A 23845-nucleotide genomic window follows, 5' to 3' on the forward strand; every position below is an offset into this window, starting at 1 on the left:
CTGACACAAATCCGGACTTTTCGCGACGAATCACTTGCGCTAGGGTCTTTTCAATAAAAAAAGACGAGGCGGACATACAGGCGATGAAGACGGGCTTTCGAGGCACGTTTGTCATATCCTGGTCGCAGACCGAGGTGGATGGGCTTGAAGCGGCCCCTGTACAGTCGCTGACTGTGGGGGCGGCGTGGGCGTGGCGCGGAGACGCGGTGCGTGTGGACGGACCATCGGACCTTTTGCGGCTGGATCGGGCGGACGGAGAGACAAACCTGCGCAAGCGGGCGGCACATATGGTGCGCAAGCTGGTAGGTGCGGCCGTTTCCCACACGTCAAATCTGGACGAGATCGAGGTGGACGAGCCGCTGATGGACAGCAGTTTTGTCGTGACGGACGGGGCGCAAAGCTACACGGTGACAGTGATCGAAGTTGGCCCGGGCGCGCGCCCGCTGTTGATGTTTCTGGACGAAATGCCGCCGCGCAATACCGATCTGTGGATCGTGCACCACACGCTTGATACTTCGATGATGAGTCCGATGGGGCCGGCGACGGGCGGGGTGATCTGCTTTACCCCCGGTACGCGGATTGAAACACCAGACGGACCGCGCCGCGTGGAAGAGTTGCGCGAAGGCGACCGGGTGAGCACCAAGGACAATGGCGCGCAGGATATCGCATGGATCGGCAGCCGCCGGATGACGGGCGCGCGGCTTTTTGCAATGCCCAAACTGCGCCCGATCCGGATCCGGGCCGGCGCACTGGGTGTCGAGCGGCCGGATCAGGAATTTCTGGTGTCGCCGGAACATCGCATGCTGATCAAGGGCGATATCGCGCAGGCGCTGTTCAACACGCCCGAGGTGCTGGTATCGGCCAAGGATCTGATCAACGGCAACACCATTTCCGTTGATCTTTTTGTGCGGGAAGTAACCTATATCCACCTTCTGCTGCCGCGCCATCAGGTCATCTGGGCCAATGGCGTGGAAACCGAAAGCTTTCATCCGGCGAATACGGCGCTTTCGACGCTGGAACACGGGGATCGTGTGCGTTTGCTATCAGAATACCCCGATCTTGAATATGATCCCCACACCTATGGCAGCTATGCACGGCGCAATCTTTCGACGTCCGAAGCGGCCATACTGGCCCATAGCGCGGCATAACGCGGACAGGGTGTTGACTCTGTCTTGGGCGCGCGTATAAGCGCGGCTTCATTGGTGTTGGTGGCCCCCGCAAGGGGATGCCTGTCGGGGAAAACCCAGAGGACAACGCCCTTCATAGTCGCCGGTCCCTCGGCGTCGTCTTAAGAAGGAGATCAGCCGTGACAAAACGCACGTCTGCCAAACATAAACTTGACCGCCGGATGGGCGAAAACATCTGGGGTCGCCCCAAATCCCCCGTCAATCGCCGTGAATACGGCCCCGGCCAGCACGGCCAGCGCCGCAAGGGCAAATTGTCCGATTTCGGCATCCAGCTGCGCGCCAAGCAAAAGCTGAAGGGCTATTACGGCGATCTGACAGAAAAACAGTTCCGCCGCATTTACGGAGAAGCCGAGCGCGTCAAAGGTGACACCGGTGAAAACCTGATCGGTCTGCTGGAACGTCGTCTGGATGCGGTTGTGTATCGTGCGAAATTTGTGGCCACCGTCTTTGCGGCGCGCCAGTTCGTGAACCACGGCCATGTCCGCGTGAACGGCAAAAAGGTCAACATCCCGTCCTACCGTGTGAAAGAGGGTGACGTGATCGAAGTGCGTGACCGCTCCAAGCAGATGGCGGCGGTTCTGGAAGCGATCCAGCTGGCCGAGCGCGATGTGCCGGATTATCTGGACGTCGACACAAACAAGCTGACCGCGACATTCGTGCGCACGCCCAGCCTGGGTGATGTGCCTTATCCGGTCATCATGGAACCAAACCTCGTGGTCGAATTTTACGCCAAGAACTAACCGTTTCTGCGTAACGCATTACAAAGGCCGCGATGGATTACCATCGCGGCCTTTTTCCGTTTTGGGATGGCATTGCCGGATTTCCATTGTAAGAACGGCGCGTAACAAGGATGCTGCCGCATGACAAAAATCACCCCGCAACCGGGAATAATGAAGATTGCCCTGTATCAGGGTGGGGCCGCGCATGTCGAAGGCATGTCGAACGCCGTCAAACTGTCATCGAATGAAAACCCGTTGGGGGCGTCAGATGCTGCGACGGATGCCTACCGTCGCGCCGCCTATGATCTGCACCGGTATCCGTCTAGTGATCATCTGGCCCTGCGCACGGCCATCGCCGAGGTTCTGGGCCTGGATGCGAACCGCATAATCTGCGGTGCGGGATCTGACGAGATCATCGCGTTCCTGTGTCAGGCTTATGCCGGCCCGGGGGACGAGGTTATTCACACGGAACACGGTTTCGCGATGTACCGGATTTCCGCGCTGGCTGCCGGCGCCACACCGGTTGAGGTGAAGGAACGGGATCGGGTGACAGATGTGCAGGCAATTCTGGCGGCCTGTACAGATCGCACGAAGCTGGTGTTTATTGCCAATCCGAACAATCCCACCGGAACGATGATCGGAATTTCCGAAATCGAACGATTGGCCAATGGTCTGCCTGCGCAAACGCTGCTGGTGCTGGATGGGGCTTACGCTGAATATGTTGACGGATACGACGGCGGCGCTGCATTGGTGGACCGTCACGAGAATATCGTGATGACGCGCACCTTTTCTAAGCTTTACGGTTTGGGCGGATTGCGTATCGGTTGGGGGTATGGCCCTGCTGGCATCATCGACGTTCTCAATCGCGTGCGCGGACCGTTCAACCTGTCAAATGCCGCGCTGGCCGCGGCCGAAGCTGCGATCCGTGATGTTTCGTTCGCCAATCAGTGCCGCGCTGAAAACACCCGTTGGCGTGCCTGGCTGGCCGAAGCGCTGGCAGAACACGGTGTGCCGTCTGATACATCCTGCGCCAATTTCATTCTGGCACGCTTTGCATCCCAGGAAGAAGCGCAGGCCTGTGATGCCTACCTGCAATCGCAGGGGCTGATTGTGCGTCAGGTGGCCGGTTACAAGCTGCCCAATTGTTTGCGGATTACCGTCGGAGACGAACGCGCCTGCCGGCGTGTTGCCCATGCTGTGGGACAGTTCAAAGGGGGCGCAAGATGAGCGTGATTTATGACCGCATCGCACTGATCGGGTTGGGATTGATCGCGTCTTCGATGTTCTGGGGGATCAAACGGGCCGGGCTGGCGCGGGAAGTGACCGGTTATTCCAGATCGCAGGAAACCAGAGAAACCGCGCGCCGCATCGGCCTGTGTGACAGGGTGTGCGACAGCGCGGTTGACGCCGTCAAGGATGCGGATCTGGTGGTTCTGTGCGTGCCGCCCGGTGCCATGGGCGCAGCTGCCGAGGAAATTGCACCGGCGTTAAAGCCGGGGGCCACGGTTACTGATGTCGGCTCCGTCAAGCGCGAGATCATCAACGCGGTTCAGCCGCACATTCCGGACGCGGTGCATTTCGTGCCCGCGCATCCGTTGGCAGGTACGGAACATTCCGGCCCGGAATCCGGATTTGCCGAACTTTTTGACAATCGGTGGTGCCTGATCGTTCCCATCGAAGGGTCTGATCCCGATGCGGTTCAGCGTCTGACCGATTTGTGGCTGGGTCTGGGATCTTATGTCGAAACGATGGATGCGGATCATCACGATCTGGTTGTGGCCGTCACGTCGCACGCACCGCACCTGATTGCCTACACGATGGTCGGCGTGGCCGATGATCTGCGACGCGTCACAGATAGCGAAGTGATCAAGTTTTCTGCCGGGGGTTTCCGTGATTTTACGCGCATTGCGGCCAGCGATCCGACCATGTGGCGCGATGTTTTTCTGAACAACAAAGACGCAACGCTGGAAATTCTGGGCCGCTTCACCGAAGAGCTGTTCGCGCTTCAACGTGCAATCCGAATGGGCGATGGTGAGCATTTGCATGCGTATTTCACCCGCACGCGCAGCATCAGACGCGGCATTGTCGAAGCGGGTCAGGATACGGATGCACCGGATTTCGGCCGCGCCAAAAAGAAATCATGAAGGGCCTGATCTTCATCCTTATGCTGTGGGCCGGTCTGGCACAGGCTGCCCCGGACGTGTCGCCGCGTCCGGTCGCGCGCGGCAGTTTTGATCCGGTGCGTGCTGACCCCGTACCGGTGCGCCCCAAATTGCGGCCGGTTTCGGAACAGATCATTGCAACGCGCAATGTGGGATTGGCGACGATAGACCTTCCGATTTCATTGCGCCCGTTTGCCCGTTCGCCCGAACTGGAACAAAAGGTCATGGGCAAGCGCCGTGCCTTGAAAAAGGGGGCAATGTGCGGTGAAACCGCGCTTCAGGGCGAAGTTGTCGGCTTTGTGCCCAGTGAAACCAAGGGATGCGGTATCAAGGATGCGGTGCGCATCCGGTCGGTTTCGGGGATCGTGCTAAGCCAGGCGGCGCTGATCGATTGCCCCACGGCGCAAGCCCTGCGCAAATGGGTCGACAAAGGTTTGACACCCGCGCTTAAGTCACGTGGGAATGTCGCCCAGATCAAGGTGGCGGCGCACTATGCGTGCCGGACACGCAACAGCCAGCGGGGCACACGCATTTCAGAGCACGGTAAAGGCCGGGCAATCGACATCTCGGGGTTTGTGATGCAGGACGGATCCGAAATCACGGTGCTGAAAGGGTGGCGTGATGACAGCACCAGCCGCGCAATGCGCAAGATGCACAAGGCGGCGTGCGGTCCCTTTGGGACGGTTCTTGGCCCGCAAGCCGACAGGTTTCATCAGGACCATTTCCATTTCGATACCGCGCGGTATCGCAGCGGAACCTTTTGCCGCTAGCGCAGGAAAAATCTTGGGGCGGGGCCAACCGGAACCGGGCCCAAAAAGATGTAGCCGTCGCGCAAACCCAGTTCCACATCCAGCGTTTCGCTGTTGCCGCTGAGTTTTGCAAGCAATCCCACCACGTCTTCTGTAGCGTCGATGATCTTTGGCGACACGCTGCCGGACTGTTTGGCAAGAGCAAGCATGTCGCGCCAGTTGTCGGCCTTGATTGCGACCTGTCCGGTCGGCATGCCGCCGGCATCAATGTCAATTGCGCCTGTGGCCAGCAACCGCAATTCGCCCCAATGGCCCTCAAGCAGCTTGAGCGCGATTGCGCGCGGTTGCGGGCGTGACTGTTCCAGCGCTGTCCTGTCCCAGACGCGATCAAACGTGACCGTCATGTCCAATGCCAGTGTATCAAAGACCAGAGGCCAGGAATCGGGTAACCGCATCGCGGCGCGCGGGATGCTGCCGGGCTGAAAGCCGGTGGCAGACATGTTCATCCGGTATTGTTCAGGGCGCTCGGTCTGTTGCGCCGAAATGACCAGATCGGATGCCCCGAACAGGGTGCCGCCTTCTTGCACGACCCCCCATTGTCCTGCCAGAAGCGACAGGTCCTGAACCTCAAGCTGAGTGCCCGGTTTCAGGCGCAAGCTGGCTGTTGTCTCTGTCGTTGTCAGATCCAGTGACTGATCCAGATAGGACAGGCGTTGGGGCGTCTGCGGAAAGGTGATCGTCACATGCCCGGGCCACCAGGTTGGTGCACTGAGTGTCAGATCATCTGCCTGCCACGCAACGCCCGTGCCCGGATCCGCCAGTGCTGGCTGGTCCAGCGCCGTTGTTACCCTTAGCGGATAGCCGGTTGTCGTGGCGTTGGCGTATTCTGCCTGCCATCCGTTGGCGCGCTGGCCATCAAACCATGCCGCCAGTCCGCTGCGGATCCCATAGGCCGTCAAAGCCCAGTACCCGGACCAAAGCACCGCCGCCAAAACAAGAATTTTCACGATCAACTTCACTTGCACACCTTTTCCCTGCCGTCTGATTGTTATTTATAGGCGCTGACAGGGAAGGGCCAGCAACATGACACTCTGGGTATTCGGATACGGATCACTGCTTTGGAATCCCGGCTTTGACGTGGCAGAGCAACAGATGGCGACGCTGCATAACTATGCGCGCTCATTTTGTATGCGATCAATCCACCACCGCGGAAGCGAGGCAGAGCCCGGGCTGGTTCTGGCGCTGGACGAGGTGCAAAATGCAAGATGCGAAGGCGTTGCGCTGGCCGTTCCGGACGGGCAGGACGAGGCCGTGCTGACATATTTGCGCGAACGCGAACTGATCTCGTCAGCCTATCTTGAAAAGATGCTGGATGTGACGTTGCAGGATGGTCGTCAGGTGACGGCGGTGGCTTATGTGATCGACGCGGATCATGTGCAGTATTGCGGTAACCTGCCACTTGAGGAGCAGGCCCAGATCATTGCGCGCGCTGTGGGCGGGCGTGGCCCCAATACCGAATATCTGTACAATACATGGGACCATCTGTTGGGTCTTGGCCTGCACGATCCCGATCTGGAATGGCTGTCGCGGCGGGTCCGTGCGCTGGCCACATAAACCCTTGGCGCTGCCTGCCGTTTATCTGTAGGGTTCGGGCAGAGCAGAACAAGTGTCAGGACCGCATCAGATGGCGCCGACAGGCCGTGATATAAGACCCCAGTTTTCACAACCCGTTCGTCAGATCCTGCTGATGCTGATCGTGCTGGGCCTGTCCGGCTTTGGCGCGTTTGTCGCATTGCCGCGTGTTTTGCCGGTGTTTCAGGCCAACCCCTATCTGAACGGCTTTATTCTGATGGTGTTCCTGATCGGGGTTGTGTCTTGTTTCTGGCAGGTGTTGCAACTGATCGGATCGGTGCGCTGGATCGAAAGTTTTGCCAGCGATGTGATGGTCCAGAACGTCAAGGCGCCCCCGATGCTGGCACCGTTGGCGGCCCTTTTGCGCACCCGCGGCGCGCGGATGCAGGTGGGCGCATCTTCGACCCGGTCCATTCTTGATTCCGTTGCAACACGGATCGATGAGGCCCGCGAGATCACGCGCTATATCGTCAATTTGCTGATTTTCCTTGGCCTTTTGGGCACGTTCTACGGATTGGCAACCACGGTTCCGGCGATGGTCGATACGATCCGCAGCCTTGCCCCCGAAGAAGGCGAGGCCGGGGTCGAGGTGTTCAATCGCCTGATGACAGGTCTGGAGGACCAGTTGGGCGGCATGGGCGTTGCGTTTTCGTCGTCTTTGCTGGGTCTGGCCGGATCGCTGATCGTGGGGCTGCTGGAACTGTTCGCAGGTCATGGCCAGAACCGGTTTTACCGCGAACTGGAAGAATGGCTGTCTTCGATCACCCGTGTCGGATTTTCATCCGGCGACGAAGGCGGCGGTGATCACGGCGTGATGGCGGGTGTTCTGGAAAACCTGAACGAACAGATGGAAGCGCTGCAACAGATGTTCACCCAGTCCGATATCAGCCGGTCGATGGTGGATGAAAAGCTGGGGTCTGTGGCGGATGCGATGCAGGGACTGACCGCGCAGATGGACGGAGGCGCCAGTGCCACAGCCGCGCTGGAACGCGTCGCGGACGGGCAGGAGCGTCTGATCGAAATGATGATCGCGCACGGCCCCGGAGAAGGGCTGGACGCGGAAAGCCGGATGCGCCTGCGGTCGATCGACGTGCAGATGTTGCGTATTTTGGAAGAGATTTCTGCGGGCCGTCAGGAAGCGATGTCGGAACTGCGCACAGATATCGCATCGCTTAGCCGGGCGATCACGCAATCGCGTTCGCTGGTGCGGATGCGCAAACCCACAGACCCGCAGGAGAAATAACCGATGGCCTTGTCGCGGCGCACAGGCCAGCGGTTTCAGGGCTCGATCTGGCCCGGCTTTGTTGATGCAATGACAGGCCTGTTGCTGGTTATGATGTTCGTGCTGACCATTTTCATGGTGGTGCAATTCGTGCTGCGCGAAACGATTTCGGGACAGGAAAGCGAACTGGATATCCTGTCGTCCGAAGTTGCGGCGCTGGCGCAGGCATTGGGTCTGGAAGAACGGCGTGGCCAACAGCTTCAGGCGCGCATGGGCGCGCTGACCGAAACGCTGAACAACCGAACAAGCGAATTGCAAAGACAGGCGGCGCTGATCGCCAGTCTGACCAGCGAACGTGACAGTCAGGCCGCAGCGCTTGAAGATGCGCAGACCCGTATCACCAGCTTTGAGGCGCAGGTTGCGACCCTGTTATCCCAGCGTGAAGATGCGTTGGGCACAATTGCCACGCTGGAAAGCGAACAGGATCGGCTTCTGTCCGAGAAAGAACAATTGCTGGCAGAGCAAGGCCGGCTGATGTCGGAACAGGACGCGCTGAATTTGGCCTTGGCACAGTCCCGTTCCGAGGTTGATGCTCAAAGCGAGGCGGCGCGTCTGGCCGCCGCCCGCCGCGAGGCGCTCGAGGCGCTGGTGGCTGATCTGCGCGCGCAAAACGCTGATGCAACGGCGCAGGCAGATGCGCTCAGCACGCAGTTGGATGAAACGCAACAAGCCCTGAGCGAGGAAGAAGCCGCGCGTCTGGCCGAAGCGGCGGCGGCCGAGGCCTTGCGTAAGCGTCTGGAAAACGCGGATGCCGAACTGACCGCGATGACCCTGTCGCTTGAGGCGCAACGGCAAGAGGCCGAAGATACGCTGACCTTGTTGGCCGCCGCGCGCGCCGCACAAGAAGAACTGGACGCGCGTCTGTTGGCGGCGCTGGGCGAAGTAGACACATTAAAATCCGATACCGCCGCTGACGTGCAGGCGCTGAAAGACCAGTTGAGCGAAATGATGGCGGCGCGACTGGCCGCTGAAGAAGAGGCCGATACCCAACAAAGCCTGGCCGAACGACGCGCCGCCTTGCTGGCGGCGGCCAACCAGACGCTAGCACAGGAAGAGGCCGCATCTGCAGAAAGCCAGCGCCAGACCGAATTGCTGAACCAGCAGGTCGCGGCCCTGCGGAACCAGCTGGGCGAATTGCAATCCCTGCTGGATGAGGCGCGCGCCCGCGATGTGGCGGCCAATGTGCAATTGGAATCGCTGGGTGCAGAGTTGAACACGGCGCTGGCCCGCGTCGCCGCCGAAGAACGCAAGCGCCGCCTGCTGGAAGAGGCCGAGCGGATCCGGCTTGAAGAAGATCGCAAGCGGCTGGAAGCAGAACGCAACCAGCTGGTTGACCAGACACAGGATTTGCAGAAATACCGGTCCGAGTTTTTTGGCCGTCTGCGGGACGTTCTGGGCAATCAGGAAGGCGTGCGGATCGAAGGCGACCGTTTTGTGTTCTCGTCCGAGGTGCTGTTTCCGCCCGCCAGTGCCACATTGTCTGATGAAGGCCAGCAGGAGATCGCCAAGATCGCCACGATCCTGCAAAGCGTGGCCGACGATATTCCGCCCGAAATCGACTGGGTGATCCGCGTCGACGGACATACGGACAACCAACCGTTGTCGGGCTTTGGCGAATTTGCCGACAACTGGGAGTTAAGTCAGGCCCGCGCGCTTTCTGTTGTGCGCTACATGACAGGCAGTTTGGGTATTCCGCCGGATCGGCTGTCTGCGAACGGTTTTGGTGAATTCCAGCCCGTCAACACCGCAGACACACCAGAGGCTTATGCCCAGAACCGCCGGATCGAATTGAAGTTCACCGAAAAATAGAACCTAGGCGCAGGGTTCTGCCAATTTTTGCATTGCCACCTGTGCCTCGCTTGACAGTTTCGCGCTTTGCGCCGTTTCCAGAACCAACGCCTTGCCGGTCGGGACGATCTGCCTAAAGGGCTGAACAAGATCGCCTGCGTCCAGCGCAGCTTGCACAAGACAGCGATGGCCCATCAGAACGCCGGCGCCGTTGCGTGCTTCCTCCAGTGCTAGGCTGTAAAGGGAAAACTGCGGACCACTTGCGATATTGGAAAGGAAACATCCGGTATGGTCAGCCCATAGTGCCCAATCGCCAAACCAAGTCGCATCATGCAACAGCACTTGGGAAGACAGTTGGTCTGGTGTGGTCAGATGCGCTGCAATTTCGGGGCTGCACACCGGAAAAATGACGTCAGGACAGATCACTGTTTCGCCCGCGCAGTGCGACGGTTTTCTTATGAACAGGCTAAGGTCAAACAACTCGCGGTCCAGGTTGGGCGGCGTTTCTACGGCAGACACCGACAATTTCAACCCGGGCAAGGCCGCGCGCAGGCGGGGCAATCGCGGGGCCAACCACAACTGAGCGATACTGGGCAGCAGAGCCAGATGCAGGGTGGGTTGTGGCGTTGTTGCGCGCAAGGCCCTTACGGCGTGGCCCAGTTCGTCAAAAGCCGCGGAAAACTGCGGCAAAAGATCGGCGCCTGTCTTGGTCAGCCGAACCCCTTGCGAACGGCGTTCAAAAAGAAGTGTCCCTGTCCACCCCTCCAGCGTGCTGATGTGCTGAGAAATAGCACCGGGTGTGACACCCAATTCTTCTGCAGCGCGGGCAAAACCGCCCATTCGACCGGCCGCCTCAAAGGCGCGTAATGCGTTCAACGGTGGGCCTTTCGGGCGGGGTGGGGAAACTGACATAATCTAGCCTTAGTTTTTCTAATGACAAAAATACATAATCTGGTTTGCGTCCGGCGCATAGTAATTTCAAAATGAGTCAGACCTTAGGAGACATCCCATGAAACTTGCCCCCCGAGATTGGGTTCCCACCGAATGTGAAGCCCGCGTTCAGGACATAGCGCAGCGCACCCGGCCAGCGCCGTCGCGTGACGTCGCCGCGCGGATCACGGCACTGGCTGCGGAAAACCGGAAAATCCACGAGGTTGATTGCTTTAACCTGAACCCGGCCACAAACGTGATGAACCCCAAGGCCGAGGCATTGTTGGCCTCGGGTATCGGGTCGCGTCCGTCGCTGGGATATCCTGGTGACAAATATGAAATGGGCCTTGAGGCGATAGAAGAGATCGAGGTGATTGCCGCCGAGCTTTGTGCCGAAGTGTTTGACGCGAAATTTGCCGAAATACGCGTTCCGTCGGGTGCGATTGCAAATTTGTGCGGGTTTATGGCCACCTGCAAACCGGGTGATACGATCATCGTTCCCCCCGCATCAATTGGCGGGCACGTCACCCATCACAGCGCAGGATGCGCCGGCCTATACGGGTTGCGCAGTGTGGAGGCCCCGATCAATGCCGATGGCTACACGCTGGACGTAGACGCCCTGCGCGATCTTGCACGGGCTGAACGCCCCAAACTGATCACAGTGGGCGGCAGCCTGAACCTGTTCGAACACCCTGTTGCCGAAGTGCGCGCCATCGCGGACGAAACCGGTGCCAAGGTTTTGTTCGATGCGGCCCATCAATGCGGGATCATCGCGGGCAAGGCATGGAAGAACCCGCTGCATGAGGGCGCGCATCTGATGACGATGAGCACCTACAAAAGCCTGGGCGGTCCGGCAGGCGGGCTGATCGTGAGCAATGACGCGGAACTGGCGCGCGCGCTGGATGCCATTGCGTTTCCGGGCATGACTGCGAATTTCGATGCTGCGAAGTCGGCCGCGCTGGCCGTGGGAATGCTGGATTGGCGCGATCGCGGGCCTGCCTATGCGGCTGAAATGATCGCTGTTTCCAGAGCGTTCGCCGGTGCGCTGGACCGTGCAGGATTGCCGGTGTTTGCCAAGGATCGCGGATTTACCCGTTCGCACCAGTTCGCCATTGCAGCGGCGGATTTTGGTGGCGGGCAGGCAGCATCGAAAACCTTGCGCAAGGCAGGGTTTCTGGCCTGCGGGATCGGGTTGCCGATTGCACCGGTTGCCGGCGACATGAACGGCCTGCGTATCGGCACACCGGAACTGGTGCGCTGGGGGGTAGGCGTGCAGCATGTTGATGAACTGGCTGATCTGATCGCGACAGCCCTGCGTTCAAACGCCCCGGAACACCTGGCCGCCCGCACATCGGCGTTTCGGCAAAGGTTTGACCGGTTGCACTTTGTCAACTGAACCAAAGGCACGGTTGCCAAAACCGGCTGTGCTTTCTAATCTGGGCTTCAGGTCACAGACAACAACGGGAGGGCACCAGCTGAACATGCGCATCATCCGCCGACTTCAGCATGGTCCCCGCCAAGCCCTGTAAATCCGTTTGCAGGGCTGGCCCGGGAACACATACCCCACTGGTCCGCCTAAAACCGCGCTTTGCGGCGTTCTTTTTATGACCAGAGATCAACATGACACTTATCAACACAAATGCTTTGGGCGTGACCCTTGGCTTTCCCTTGTTTGCAGACCTGAACCTGACCATCTCAAAAGGCGACCGGATCGGGCTGGTGGCTGCGAACGGTCAGGGGAAATCAACATTGCTGGCCGTGCTGGCCGGAACCCTTGAAAACACCAGCGGCGATATAACCCGTGCGCGCGGATTGCGCGTTGCCCATGTCGCACAATACGTGCCCGAAGATGCCCTGAAGCTGACCTTTCATGAACTGGTGCTGGCCGCCTTGCCGCCGGAACAGGCCGATTATGAAAGCTGGCGGGTCGATGTGGTGCTGGATGAACTGACAGTGCCCTATGAACTGCACCACACGCTGCTAAGTGAACTGAGTGGTGGATGGCAGCGAACCGCACTGCTTGCCGCAGCGTGGATCACCGCGCCGGATGTTCTGTTGCTGGACGAGCCGACAAACCATCTGGATTTGCACCGCATCGCCTTGTTGCAAGATTGGCTGCGGGCCCTGCCGCGCGAAATGCCCGTTGTCATCACATCGCATGATCGCGCTTTTCTGGATGCCACGACCAACCGCACATTGTTCCTGCGGGCGGAACGGTCGCGGGTTTTTCAACTGCCGTTCACGGCTGCGCGCACCGCACTGGAAGAGGCCGACGCGGCAGATGCGCGCCGTTTTGCCAACGATCTGAACAAGGCGCAGCAATTGCGCAAACAGGCGGCAAAGCTGAAAAATATCGGCATCAATTCCGGTTCTGACCTGTTGGTGACCAAAACCAAACAACTGACAGAGCGCGCGGAAAAGATGGAGGCGGCGGCCAAACCGGCCCATCAGGACCGCAGTGCGGGCGACATCAGGCTGGTGAACAGCGGCACACACGCCAAGGCGCTGTTCACTTTCGAAGATGTTGCGGTTGAAACACCGGACGGGCGGCTGCTCTACCGCACCGGACGAAAGTGGCTTAGTCAGGGTGATCGCGTTGTGGTGCTGGGAGCCAACGGGACGGGCAAGACACAGCTTGTCCGGTTGATCTGGCAGGCGCTGAAAGGTGACAGCGACGTGATTAAATGCGCGCCATCGGTTGTGTCCGCCTATTCCGACCAGCATCTGAGCCAGTTGGATGATGCCGACACGCCAATGACAGCCGTTGCCGGACAGTTTGATGTGGGCGACCAGCGGGCACGTGGTTTGCTGGCCGGTGCGGGCGTGTCCATTGCGATGCAGGACACCAGGATCGGGGCATTGTCGGGCGGGCAGAAGGCACGACTGGCCATGCTGGTGTTACGGTTGAAGAACCCGAATTTCTATTTGCTGGACGAACCAACGAACCATCTGGACATTGAAGGGCAGGAGACGCTGGAAGCCGAACTGATTGCACACGGAGCATCCTGCCTGCTGGTCAGCCATGACCGCAGTTTCCTGCGAAACGTGGGCAACAGGTTCTGGTGGATCAAGCGCAACACGCTGATCGAAGTCGATGACCCCGAAGCGTTTCTGTCCCGGGAGATGGGCGGGGAATAGCGCGGGTACTGCCGCGTTGATAAATAAAAAAACGCTGCCGGGGTCAAACCTCGGCAGCGTTTGTTTCTTTGGTTATCGCGAGCGACGCCGCGACAGTTCTATTCCGCTGTCAAAAGCGGCGGCTTGTTACCGGACAGGCGCGGATTTTCCGGGCCTTCGATGGTCAGATGCAATTTGCCGTCTTTCAGGCCAACCTTGACCAGACCGCCTTTGGCAAGTTTGCCAAACAGCAGTTCTTCGGCCAGCGGTTTCTTGATGTTTTCCTGAATGACACGGCCCAGAGGACGCGCCCCCATTTTGTCATCATAACCCTTGTCGGCCAACCATTCCGCAGCGGGTTTGGTCAGTTCGATATGAACATTGCGATCCATCAGTTGCGCTTCGAGTTGCAGTACGAATTTCTCGACCACTTGCAGGATGACATCCTTGGGCAGCGGCGCGAAACTGATCACAGCGTCCAGACGGTTACGGAATTCCGGCGTGAACGTGCGTTCGATCGCGGCAGTGTCTTCGCCGGTGCGACGGTCACGGCCAAATCCGATGGCCTCTTTCGCCTGTTCTGCCGCGCCCGCATTTGACGTCATGATCAGAACGACATTCCGGAAATCCACCGTGCGACCGTTGTGATCGGTCAGTTTGCCGTGATCCATCACCTGCAACAGGATGTTATAGACATCCGGGTGGGCCTTTTCCATTTCGTCCAGCAACAATACGCAGTGCGGGTGCTGATCGACACCGTCGGTCAACATACCGCCCTGATCAAACCCGACATAACCGGGGGGCGCACCGATCAGGCGCGAAACGGCGTGTTTTTCCATGTATTCGGACATGTCAAAGCGCAGCAGTTCAACGCCCAGCACATCGGCCAGTTGTTTCGCCACTTCGGTTTTGCCTACACCCGTCGGCCCTGCGAACAGGTAGTTGCCAATGGGTTTTTCCGGTTCGCGCAGGCCCGCGCGGGCCAGTTTGATCGCGGATGACAATGCCTCGATCGCCTTGTCCTGTCCGAAAACCACGCGCTTCAACGATCCTTCCAGATCTTTCAGCACGGCGGCATCGTCTTTCGACACGTTTTTCGGCGGGATCCGGGCAATCTTGGCGACAACGGCCTCGACCTCTTTTGTGCCAATCGTCTTGCGCCGCTTTGCCGCGACCACGAGGTGCTGCGCTGCGCCGGCTTCGTCGATCACGTCGATTGCGCTGTCGGGCAGTTTGCGGTCGTTGATATAGCGTGCCGCCAGTTCGACACTCGTCTTGATGGCGTCGGCGGTGTATTTGACACCGTGATGTTCTTCGAAATAGGGCTTCAATCCTTTCAGGATTTTCACAGCATCCTCGACCGTTGGTTCGGACACGTCGATCTTCTGGAACCGGCGGCTAAGTGCGCGATCCTTTTCGAAATGCTGGCGGAACTCCTTGTAGGTGGTGCTGCCCATTGTACGCAGCTTGCCGCCCTGCAAGGCCGGTTTCAGCAGGTTGGACGCATCCATCGCGCCACCTGATGTTGCGCCCGCGCCGATCACCGTGTGGATTTCATCAATGAAAAGCACCGCGTCCTTGTGTCCTTCCAGTTCGGACACAACCGCTTTCAGCCGTTCTTCGAAATCGCCGCGATACCGTGTTCCGGCCAGAAGCGCGCCCATATCAAGCGAATAGATCGTTGTATTTGCCAGAACCTCGGGCGTTTCGCCGGACACGATTTTACGCGCCAGACCTTCGGCAATCGCGGTTTTGCCCACGCCCGGATCACCCACCAGAAGCGGGTTGTTCTTGCGGCGGCGGCACAACACCTGAATGCAACGTTCGACTTCGGCATCGCGACCGATCAGCGGATCAATGTCGCCTTCGCGGGACTTGGCGTTCAGATCAACGCAGTATTTCGCCAGCGCGCTTTCTTTTTGCTCGCCTTCCGTCACGCCCTGAGGCTCTTCTTCGGTTTCCGGCGCGCCCGAAACGGGCCGCGCTTCGCCGAACGCGGGATCTTTGGCAACGCCATGGGCGATGAAGTTCACCGCATCATACCGCGTCATGTCCTGTTCCTGCAGGAAGTACGCGGCATTGCTTTCACGTTCCGCGAATATCGCGACCAGAACATTCGCACCCGTTACTTCGGTACGACCCGAGGACTGGACGTGGATCGCCGCGCGCTGGATCACGCGTTGGAACGCGGCAGTCGGCACAGCTTCGGACCCGTCGATCTGGGTCACAAGGTTTGACAGATCATCGTCGATGAATTCGTTGAGTGTGGTACGCAGTTCGTCGATGTCGACGCTGCACGCTTTCATCACCCGCGTGGCATCGGGTTCGTCCAGCAGCGCCAGAAGCAAGTGTTCCAGAGTTGCGAATTCGTGACGCCGCGCGTTGGCCAGCGCCAAAGCGGAATGGATTGCCTGTTCTAGTGTATTCGAGAATGAAGGCACTTTGTGCTCCTCTTGTATTCTGGGCCGGGTAGGACTGTTTTGCGGTATCGCCCCGAACCAACCATGACCTCATACTGTTAGAGTTTGGTTGATCCGTTCCCGGCTTCAAGTTTTTTCTTTGGTTTTGCGGTAACAAAACACGTGATTGCGTCTTTTCTGTGCGTCAAAGACGCATCAAAATCGGTCTTTTCGTGCCCGAATTTCGGTAAAAACTGCTGCTGGATCTGCCCCTTGCATACCCAGATGGGCCTGCACGGATGGAACAGCGGCCCGAAGGAACGGGTTTGTAGCCAGTTCCAACGCCAAAGCCGAAGGCACGGTGGGAGTTTGGGCGGCACGGGCCGCGGTGATTGCTTCACTGCGAGATATAAGCGCGGGATTGTCGGGTTCAATGGTCAAAGCGAACGCGGCGTTGGCGGCAGTGTATTCGTGGCCTGAATAAACTATGGTTTCCGCAGGAAGTGCCGCCAGCTTGGACAGGCTGGCCCACATCTGCGGTCCGGTGCCTTCAAACAGACGCCCGCACCCCAGTGCCATAAGGCTGTCCGCGGTGAACACCGCCGCGCTTTGAGGAAAGTGAAAGGCGATGTGCCCTACGGTGTGGCCGGATACATCAATCACGTATCCGGTATCTGCGCCGATACGCACCGTGTCGCCTTCCGCGACTTCGATATTCAGGTCAGGCAGGCGATGGGAATCTGCCGCGGCGCCTATCACTTTTGCATCGGGGTAAGCGGCAAGCACCGCGCCCAACCCCTGCACGTGATCGTCATGGTGGTGCGTGATCAGGACATGGGTCAGTTTCCAGTTGCGTTGCGTCAATGCGGCCAGGATGGGCGCGGCTTCGGGAATATCGACCAGTGCGGTTTCGCCTGAAACCGGATCGTGGGCCAGAAACGCGTAATTGTCCTGCAAGCAGGGGATCGTGATGATATCAAGAGGCATGGTGTTTCGCCTTTTCGTTGCTACATTGAGGTCAGAGTGACGGAACCAAACGAAAGCTGCAATGCATCTTGATGTGCAAGACCTGCGGAATTTCTACTATCGCAGCGCTTTGGGGCGCGCGGCCCAAAAGGCTGTGCGCGACCGGATGCTGGAGTTCTGGCCCGAGGCCAAAGGGCAGACAGTTGCAGGGTTCGGTTTCGCCGCACCGTTGCTGCGTCCGTATCTGGCGGATGCGCGTCGCGTCACGGCGCTGATGCCAGCACCGCAAGGCGTTATGGCGTGGCCCGCAGGGATGCCCAATGTTGCAGTGCTGACCGAGGAAACACTGTGGCCGATCGAAACCGGGCACATTGACAAGCTAGTATTGATGCACGGGCTGGAAACTTCGGAACACCCATCCGAACTTCTTGAGGAATGTTGGCGCGTGCTGGGGCCGGGGGGCAAGGCGTTGTTTATCGTTCCGAACCGCGCCGGTCTTTGGTCGCGCAGTGACAAGACGCCGTTCGGGTTCGGGCGGCCATATACGCTGAGCCAGCTGGAAACGCAGTTGAAGAAACATCATTTTCTTCCCGAAACACATGGTGCGGCCCTTTATCAGCCACCGTCAACACGGCGATTCTGGCGCAAGGCGGCTGATCTTTGTGAACGGGTCGGGCGCAAGGCACCTGTTGCCATTGCCGGTGGTGTCTTGATGGTCGAGGCGACAAAGAGGGTGCACCCGCCGACCGGTACGGTGATCCGGGATACCGCGCGAAACGCGCTGGGCGTTCTGGAAGGGATGAAGGAACGGGCCCCCAAACCGGTTTGAGACTGGTGCGAAACAGGGCAAAGAATCGTATCAGGCCAGCGGGCGCGCCTGCTGACAGGGGATGCCGCTGATACGCACCAAACCGTCGAATCCTTGCGGATCGCAACAAAAAAACTTGCAAAATCTGTTGCGCAAACCGTCGCAGGCGGGCTAAAGCCCTTTTTTATAGGGCGCAGAGCATTTTGATGTTATCGCTATACCATGTTGCGGGGTGAGGTTGGCTCTGCTACATCCACGCTGATTTTGACGCTTTGGTGGGTATCAGGGCGCGCTAACCTCCTCGGGCCGCGCATACAGTCGCGCGGAAAGGGGCCAGATGTCGGAAGGGTCGACGTGTCTGAACCAGCTTCGATTTCATCAAGCATCGCTTCACGCTATGCTGCAGCCGTTTTTGAACTTGCTACTGAATCCAAATCTATCGCCAAGATCGAATCCGATCTGACTGGCCTGAGTGATGCTTTGGCGGGCAGCGACGATTTCAACGCGCTGATACATTCGCCGATTTACACCCGCGATGAACAGACCGGCGCCATAGCCGCGATTGCCAAGAAGATGTCCCTGACACCATTGATGGCAAACACGCTGGCCGTGATGGCGCAAAAACGCCGGCTGTTCGTGCTGCCACAACTGGTGCAATCCCTGCGCAACCTGATCGCCGAAAGCAAAGGTGAAGTAGGCGCAGATGTGACAAGTGCAAAGGCGCTGACAAAGGCGCAAACAGACAAGCTTGCCAAAACGCTGAAAGCGCAATTTGGCAAAACCGTAAATATCAATGCGACCGTCGATGAAAGTCTGATCGGCGGTCTTGTCGTCAAGGTTGGTTCGAAAATGATCGATACGTCGATCCGTTCCAAACTCAATTCCCTCCAGAACGCAATGAAAGAGGTCGGATAAATGGGTATCCAAGCAGCAGAAATTTCTGCGATCCTGAAAGACCAGATCAAGAACTTTGGTCAAGAAGCAGAAGTCGCCGAAGTCGGCCGTGTGTTGAGCGTTGGTGACGGGATTGCCCGTGTCTACGGTCTGGATAACGTGCAGGCCGGTGAAATGGTCGAATTTCCCGGTGGCATTCAGGGCATGGCCCTGAACCTTGAAGCTGACAATGTCGGCGTTGTGATCTTCGGGTCCGATCGTGACATCAAGGAAGGCGACACCGTCAAGCGCACGAATTCCATCGTGGACGTTCCAATCGGTGACGAACTGCTGGGCCGCGTTGTGGATGGTCTGGGTAATCCGATCGACGGCAAGGGCCCGATCAAGGCGAAAAAACGTGGCGTTGCCGACGTGAAGGCGCCGGGTATCATCCCGCGCAAGTCGGTTCACGAACCGATGGCAACCGGATTGAAATCGGTTGACGCGATGATCCCGATTGGCCGTGGCCAGCGCGAACTTATCATTGGTGACCGTCAGACAGGTAAAACAGCCGTGGCGCTGGATACGATCCTGAACCAGAAGTCGATCAACGACGCTGCCGGAAAAGACGAAAGCAAGAAGCTTTACTGCGTTTATGTTGCGATCGGCCAAAAGCGGTCGACCGTGGCGCAGCTGGTCAAGAAGCTGGAAGAAACCGGCGCGATCGAATACTCGATCGTTGTGGCCGCAACCGCGTCCGAACCGGCACCGATGCAGTTTCTGGCACCCTATTCGGCAACAGCGATGGCCGAACATTTCCGCGACAATGGCCGTCATGCGCTGATCGTGTACGATGACCTGTCCAAACAGGCCGTGTCCTATCGCCAGATGTCCCTGCTGCTGCGCCGCCCGCCCGGCCGCGAAGCCTATCCGGGTGACGTTTTCTATCTTCACTCGCGTTTGCTGGAACGCTCGGCGAAACTGGGTGATGACGCGGGCAACGGATCGCTGACGGCGCTGCCGATCATTGAAACGCAAGGGGGTGACGTGTCGGCCTTTATTCCGACCAACGTGATTTCGATCACAGATGGTCAGATTTTCCTTGAAACCGAACTGTTCTATCAGGGCATCCGCCCGGCTGTGAACACTGGTCTGTCGGTTTCGCGTGTGGGATCTTCGGCACAAACCAACGCAATGAAATCTGTTGCGGGCCCGGTCAAGCTGGAACTGGCGCAATATCGTGAAATGGCGGCGTTCGCGCAGTTCGGTTCCGATCTTGATGCTGCGACACAGCAGTTGCTGAACCGTGGCGCGCGTCTGACAGAGCTGATGAAGCAGCCGCAGTATTCGCCGCTGACCAACGCAGAAATCGTCTGTGTGATCTTTGCCGGAACCAAAGGCTATCTTGATAAAATCTCGGTCAAGAATGTTGGTCGCTTCGAAGCGGGCCTGCTGGGGCACTTGCGTGGTAAGCACAAGGACCTTCTGGACATGATCACCAACGAAGACCCCAAAATCAAAGGGGACGTCGAGGACAAGATCAAGGCTGCGCTGGACGAATTCGCCGCTGACTTCGCTTAAGGGAGGGATGCAGGCCAATGCCAAGTCTTAAGGACCTTAAAAACAGGATCGAGTCGGTCAAATCGACCCGCAAGATCACCAAGGCGATGCAGATGGTTGCCGCGGCCAAGTTGCGCCGCGCGCAAGAGGCTGCGGAGCAGTCGCGCCCATACACGGAACGCTTTAATGCCGTGATGGGTGGCCTTGCGGCGTCTGTCGGGAAATCGGATAACGCGCCGCTGTTGTTGCGTGGAACGGGATCCGACCAGACGCACCTTCTGGTTGTGATGACGTCAGAGCGTGGGCTGTGCGGCGGGTTCAACACCAACATCGCCAAAATGGCTCGGGTGCGTGCGGGTGAATTGCTGCAACAAGGCAAGACCGTCAAGATCCTGACAGTCGGCAAAAAAGGCCGCGACCAGTTGAAACGCGAATATGGTTCACATTTTGTGGGCCATGTCGATCTGAGCGAAGTCAAACGTGTCGGCTATGTCGATGCGCAAAATATCGCCAAGGACGTACTGGCCCGTTTTGACGCCGGCGAGTTTGATGTGGCGACGATCTTTTTCTCAGAGTTCCAAAACGTTGTGACGCAGATTCCGACGCAAAAGCAGGTTATTCCCGCTGCGTTCGAAACGGATGCTGATGATGTTGCAACTGGGTACGAGTATGAACCCAGCGAAGAGGAAATTCTGGCCGATCTGCTGCCGCGCGGTGTTGCGACACAGATTTTTGCAGCCTTGCTTGAAAACGGGGCGTCCGAACAGGGCGCGCGGATGTCTGCTATGGACAACGCCACGCGCAACGCGGGCGAGATGATTGACAAGCTGACGATCCAATATAACCGGTCGCGTCAGGCTGTGATCACGAATGAACTGATTGAAATTATTTCGGGCGCGGAAGCGCTCTAACGAGAACCGGAGACAAACGACATGGCAAATGCAGTCGGAAAAATCACCCAAGTTATCGGCGCCGTCGTCGACGTGCAGTTTGGCGATCATCTGCCAGAGATTCTGAACGCCCTGACCACCGACAACAACGGCAAGACGCTTGTGCTGGAAGTGGCGCAACACCTTGGTGAAAACACAGTGCGCACGATCGCGATGGACGCCACAGAAGGCTTGGTGCGCGGTCAGAAAGTAACCGACACGGACGGTCCGATTTCGGTGCCGGTCGGAAACGCGACCCTGGGCCGCATCCTGAACGTTGTTGGCGAACCCGTGGATGAACAAGGTCCGGTCAAGTCGAAAGAAACACGTTCGATTCACCAGGACGCCCCCGCATTTTCTGAACAGGCGACTGAATCGCTGGTTCTGGCCACTGGGATCAAGGTGATTGACCTGCTGGCCCCCTACGCAAAGGGCGGAAAAATCGGCCTGTTTGGTGGTGCCGGTGTGGGCAAAACGGTTCTGATCATGGAACTGATCAACAACATCGCCAAAGTGCACTCGGGCTTTTCCGTGTTCGCGGGTGTTGGTGAACGGACCCGTGAAGGCAACGACCTTTATCACGAGATGATCGAATCCGGCGTTATCGTTCCGGACAATCTTGAAGAGTCCAAAGTGGCGCTGGTCTACGGCCAGATGAACGAGCCTCCCGGAGCGCGGATGCGTGTGGCCCTGACGGGTCTGACGCTGGCGGAACAGTTCCGCGACCAGTCGGGAACCGACGTTCTGTTCTTCGTGGACAACATCTTCCGCTTTACGCAGGCGGGTTCCGAGGTTTCGGCCCTGCTTGGCCGTATTCCTTCTGCGGTTGGATACCAGCCAACGCTGGCCACCGACATGGGTGCGATGCAGGAACGTATTACATCGACCAAGGCCGGTTCGATCACATCCGTGCAAGCCGTTTACGTGCCTGCGGATGACCTTACCGACCCGGCGCCGGCAACTTCGTTTGCGCACCTTGATGCGACAACGGTTCTGTCGCGTGCGATTTCCGAACTTGGTATCTACCCCGCGGTTGACCCGCTGGATTCCACGTCGCGTCTGATGGACCCTGCTGTTGTTGGTGAAGAACATTACGGCGTTGCCCGTGACGTTCAGGGTATCCTGCAGCGCTACAAATCCCTGCAGGATATCATTGCGATCCTGGGCATGGACGAACTGAGCGAAGAAGACAAACTGACCGTTGCACGCGCGCGGAAAATTCAGCGTTTCCTGAGCCAGCCGTTCGACGTGGCCAAGGTGTTTACCGGTGCAGACGGCAAACAGGTGCCGCTGGAAGAAACCATTCAGTCGTTTAAAGCGGTTGTGGCCGGCGAATATGATCACCTGCCCGAAGGTGCCTTCTATATGGTTGGCGGCATCGAGGAAGTGATTGCAAAAGCCGAAAAAATGGCGGCTGACGCCGCTTAAGGAGAGCTGAACCGATGGCAGACACAATGCAATTCGATCTGGTGTCACCAGAGCGCCGCCTTGCGTCGCTTCAGGTTGCATCGGTGCAAATTCCCGGCGCGGACGGGGACATGACGGCGATGCCGGATCATGCGCCCGTCATCACCACGTTGCGTCCCGGTGTTCTGAGCGTGAACGGCCCGTCGGGCACGACCGAATATCTTGTGACCGGCGGCTTTGCGGAAATCTCTTCCGAAGGCGCTTCGGTGCTTGCTGAAAAGGCGATGGAGGTCTCCGAAGTCAAGGCGGCGGATATCGATGCGCTGGTCGCGGAAGCCACTGAAAGTGCGGCCGGATTGTCTGGTGAAGCCAAGGATGCGGCGGACAAATTGCTGGCGGATCTGGCAGCTTTGCGGACAGCGGTGGGCGTTTAAGCGCTGACCGGGTATGCAGCCCTGTAACAGTTTCAAGGCCCTGCCGGTTGCGGCGGGGCCTTTTGTTATTGCGGATGCGAGTTGTATCGAATTGTTGAAAATGCGATTTTTGTGCAAAGATAATCAGGAACATTGACATGAAGACCCTTCTGAAAAAAGCTGTGCCACCTTCTCTCAAGCGGTATGCCGCGGAAAGAAAGAGATCACACGCGCGGGCAGCGTTGAAACGGATTTCAGCACGGGGTGTGACAGTGAAAACCGTGATTGATGTGGGTGCATCCGATGGGCGGTGGTCCCTGGCCGCCATGGATTATTTTCCCGACGCAAACTATCTTCTGGTCGAAGCAAATCCGGTGCATCAGCCAGCGCTGGAAACCTTTTGTCGCGTACATGCGCAGGCAGAATACGAACTTGCCGCCGCGAGTGATAAGACGGGGACGCTCCGTTTCGACGGGAGCGTTCCGTTTGGAGGGTCGGCTGATCCGGAAAATCCGGAAACGGCCATTGAAGTAAAGGCCGTGCGTCTGGATGATTTCGCAGCTCCGAACGGGCCATATGAAGCCCCGTTCTTCCTGAAGCTGGACACCCACGGGCACGAAGTCCCTATTCTAGAAGGCGCTGAAAACGTGCTGGCCAAGGCTTCACTGGTCGTGATCGAAGTGTATTGTTATCAGCTTACCCCCACATCACTGCTGTTTGACGAAATGGTGGCCTATATGCGGGCCAAGGGCTTTGGGGTGGTCGATATGTCCGATCCTTTGTGGCGCCCGCAAGACAAATGTTTCTGGCAGATTGACCTGTATTTCGAACCGCTGACGATGCCGTATTTGCAGAAAAACACATACGTATAAGGCTGTTTCACGCTGGTACGCTATTTTTCAGGCGTGATAGTTCCGCGAAACA

21 protein-coding genes are annotated in these 23845 nt (G+C 58.2%); 17 read left to right on the forward strand and 4 right to left on the reverse strand.

The genetic code is table 11. From position 1 onward, the window contains the following. Nucleotides 1–83 precede the first annotated feature (83 nt). From OLX72_RS10325 to OLX72_RS10345, 5 genes are all read left to right on the forward strand, one after another. On the forward strand, nucleotides 84–1148 hold the full coding sequence (locus OLX72_RS10325; protein WP_114871287.1) for a Hint domain-containing protein: 1065 nt from the start codon (nucleotides 84–86) through the stop codon (nucleotides 1146–1148). 158 nt (nucleotides 1149–1306) lie between these two features. Then, nucleotides 1307–1927 carry a 30S ribosomal protein S4 gene (rpsD, locus tag OLX72_RS10330; protein WP_114871286.1) on the forward strand — a complete coding sequence of 207 codons (621 nt, stop codon included), beginning with the start codon at nucleotides 1307–1309 and terminating at the stop codon, nucleotides 1925–1927. A gap of 120 nt (nucleotides 1928–2047) precedes the next feature. Continuing rightward, complete coding sequence (gene hisC / locus OLX72_RS10335; RefSeq protein WP_114871285.1) at nucleotides 2048–3133, forward strand: histidinol-phosphate transaminase; 1086 nt, start codon at nucleotides 2048–2050, stop codon at nucleotides 3131–3133. Beyond that, nucleotides 3130–4050: a prephenate/arogenate dehydrogenase family protein gene (locus OLX72_RS10340; protein WP_114871284.1), complete on the forward strand. Its 921-nt coding sequence runs from the start codon at nucleotides 3130–3132 to the stop codon at nucleotides 4048–4050. The genes hisC and OLX72_RS10340 overlap by 4 nt, the downstream gene beginning before the upstream one ends. Beyond that, a complete protein-coding gene (locus OLX72_RS10345; RefSeq protein WP_114871283.1) occupies nucleotides 4047–4838 on the forward strand; it encodes an extensin-like domain-containing protein in 792 nt (263 codons plus the stop codon). The genes OLX72_RS10340 and OLX72_RS10345 overlap by 4 nt, the downstream gene beginning before the upstream one ends. Here the strand turns inward: OLX72_RS10345 and OLX72_RS10350 are convergent. After that, nucleotides 4835–5842 (reverse strand): DUF2125 domain-containing protein, encoded by a 1008-nt coding sequence (locus tag OLX72_RS10350; RefSeq protein ID WP_433990414.1) that lies wholly within the window; start codon nucleotides 5840–5842, stop codon nucleotides 4835–4837. The two genes, OLX72_RS10345 and OLX72_RS10350, sit on opposite strands and share 4 nt — an antisense overlap. 58 nt (nucleotides 5843–5900) lie before the next feature. On the opposite strand from OLX72_RS10350, the gene OLX72_RS10355 reads away from it, so the two are divergent. The 3 genes from OLX72_RS10355 to OLX72_RS10365 all read left to right on the forward strand — a co-directional run bounded on the left by OLX72_RS10355 (nucleotide 5901) and on the right by OLX72_RS10365 (nucleotide 9540). After that, nucleotides 5901–6431 (forward strand): gamma-glutamylcyclotransferase, encoded by a 531-nt coding sequence (locus OLX72_RS10355; protein WP_114871281.1) that lies wholly within the window; start codon nucleotides 5901–5903, stop codon nucleotides 6429–6431. A gap of 70 nt (nucleotides 6432–6501) precedes the next feature. Then, on the forward strand, nucleotides 6502–7692 hold the full coding sequence (locus OLX72_RS10360) for a biopolymer transporter ExbB (RefSeq protein ID WP_114871280.1): 1191 nt from the start codon (nucleotides 6502–6504) through the stop codon (nucleotides 7690–7692). A gap of 3 nt (nucleotides 7693–7695) precedes the next feature. Next, entirely contained in the window at nucleotides 7696–9540 is a 1845-nt protein-coding gene (locus OLX72_RS10365) for a peptidoglycan -binding protein (protein WP_114871279.1), read from the forward strand. A gap of 3 nt (nucleotides 9541–9543) precedes the next feature. Here OLX72_RS10365 and OLX72_RS10370 read toward each other — a convergent pair whose 3' ends face one another. Further along, nucleotides 9544–10431 (reverse strand): LysR family transcriptional regulator, encoded by an 888-nt coding sequence (locus OLX72_RS10370; protein WP_433990415.1) that lies wholly within the window; start codon nucleotides 10429–10431, stop codon nucleotides 9544–9546. A gap of 97 nt (nucleotides 10432–10528) precedes the next feature. Between OLX72_RS10370 and glyA the strand changes: the two genes are divergently transcribed. Continuing rightward, nucleotides 10529–11845, forward strand: coding sequence for a serine hydroxymethyltransferase (gene glyA, locus OLX72_RS10375; RefSeq protein ID WP_114871277.1), 1317 nt, complete (start codon nucleotides 10529–10531; stop codon nucleotides 11843–11845). A 224-nt stretch (nucleotides 11846–12069) separates the two neighbouring features. Further along, nucleotides 12070–13587: an ABC-F family ATP-binding cassette domain-containing protein gene (locus OLX72_RS10380; RefSeq protein WP_114871276.1), complete on the forward strand. Its 1518-nt coding sequence runs from the start codon at nucleotides 12070–12072 to the stop codon at nucleotides 13585–13587. A 98-nt stretch (nucleotides 13588–13685) separates the two neighbouring features. On the opposite strand, the gene clpA is transcribed toward OLX72_RS10380, so the two are convergent. After that, entirely contained in the window at nucleotides 13686–16007 is a 2322-nt protein-coding gene (gene clpA / locus OLX72_RS10385; RefSeq protein ID WP_114871275.1) for an ATP-dependent Clp protease ATP-binding subunit ClpA, read from the reverse strand. A 174-nt stretch (nucleotides 16008–16181) separates the two neighbouring features. Continuing rightward, the gene (gloB, locus tag OLX72_RS10390) at nucleotides 16182–16952 is read right to left on the reverse strand and encodes a hydroxyacylglutathione hydrolase (RefSeq protein ID WP_433990416.1); all 771 of its coding nucleotides are present in this window, start codon (nucleotides 16950–16952) and stop codon (nucleotides 16182–16184) included. Nucleotides 16953–17013: 61 nt separating this feature from the next. Here gloB and OLX72_RS10395 point away from each other — a divergent pair, with 61 nt between their 5' ends. The 7 genes from OLX72_RS10395 (at nucleotide 17014) to OLX72_RS10425 (ending at nucleotide 23793) form a co-directional block, all read left to right on the forward strand. Continuing rightward, nucleotides 17014–17760 (forward strand): class I SAM-dependent methyltransferase, encoded by a 747-nt coding sequence (locus OLX72_RS10395; RefSeq protein WP_114871273.1) that lies wholly within the window; start codon nucleotides 17014–17016, stop codon nucleotides 17758–17760. Nucleotides 17761–18093: 333 nt separating this feature from the next. Further along, a complete protein-coding gene (locus OLX72_RS10400) occupies nucleotides 18094–18654 on the forward strand; it encodes a F0F1 ATP synthase subunit delta (protein ID WP_114871272.1) in 561 nt (186 codons plus the stop codon). Then, complete coding sequence (gene atpA, locus OLX72_RS10405; protein WP_433990417.1) at nucleotides 18655–20193, forward strand: F0F1 ATP synthase subunit alpha; 1539 nt, start codon at nucleotides 18655–18657, stop codon at nucleotides 20191–20193. It abuts the gene before it with no gap. Between the two features lie 17 nt (nucleotides 20194–20210). After that, entirely contained in the window at nucleotides 20211–21083 is an 873-nt protein-coding gene (locus OLX72_RS10410; protein WP_114871270.1) for a F0F1 ATP synthase subunit gamma, read from the forward strand. Nucleotides 21084–21104: 21 nt separating this feature from the next. Further along, complete coding sequence (atpD, locus tag OLX72_RS10415) at nucleotides 21105–22529, forward strand: F0F1 ATP synthase subunit beta (RefSeq protein WP_114871269.1); 1425 nt, start codon at nucleotides 21105–21107, stop codon at nucleotides 22527–22529. Nucleotides 22530–22543: 14 nt separating this feature from the next. Beyond that, nucleotides 22544–22942, forward strand: coding sequence for a F0F1 ATP synthase subunit epsilon (locus tag OLX72_RS10420; protein WP_114871268.1), 399 nt, complete (start codon nucleotides 22544–22546; stop codon nucleotides 22940–22942). 137 nt (nucleotides 22943–23079) lie between these two features. Beyond that, nucleotides 23080–23793 (forward strand): FkbM family methyltransferase, encoded by a 714-nt coding sequence (locus tag OLX72_RS10425; RefSeq protein ID WP_433990418.1) that lies wholly within the window; start codon nucleotides 23080–23082, stop codon nucleotides 23791–23793. Nucleotides 23794–23845 lie beyond the last annotated feature (52 nt).

Source organism: Sulfitobacter sp. TBRI5 (assembly GCF_051013555.1).
Classification (GTDB): Bacteria; Pseudomonadota; Alphaproteobacteria; order Rhodobacterales; family Rhodobacteraceae; genus JL08.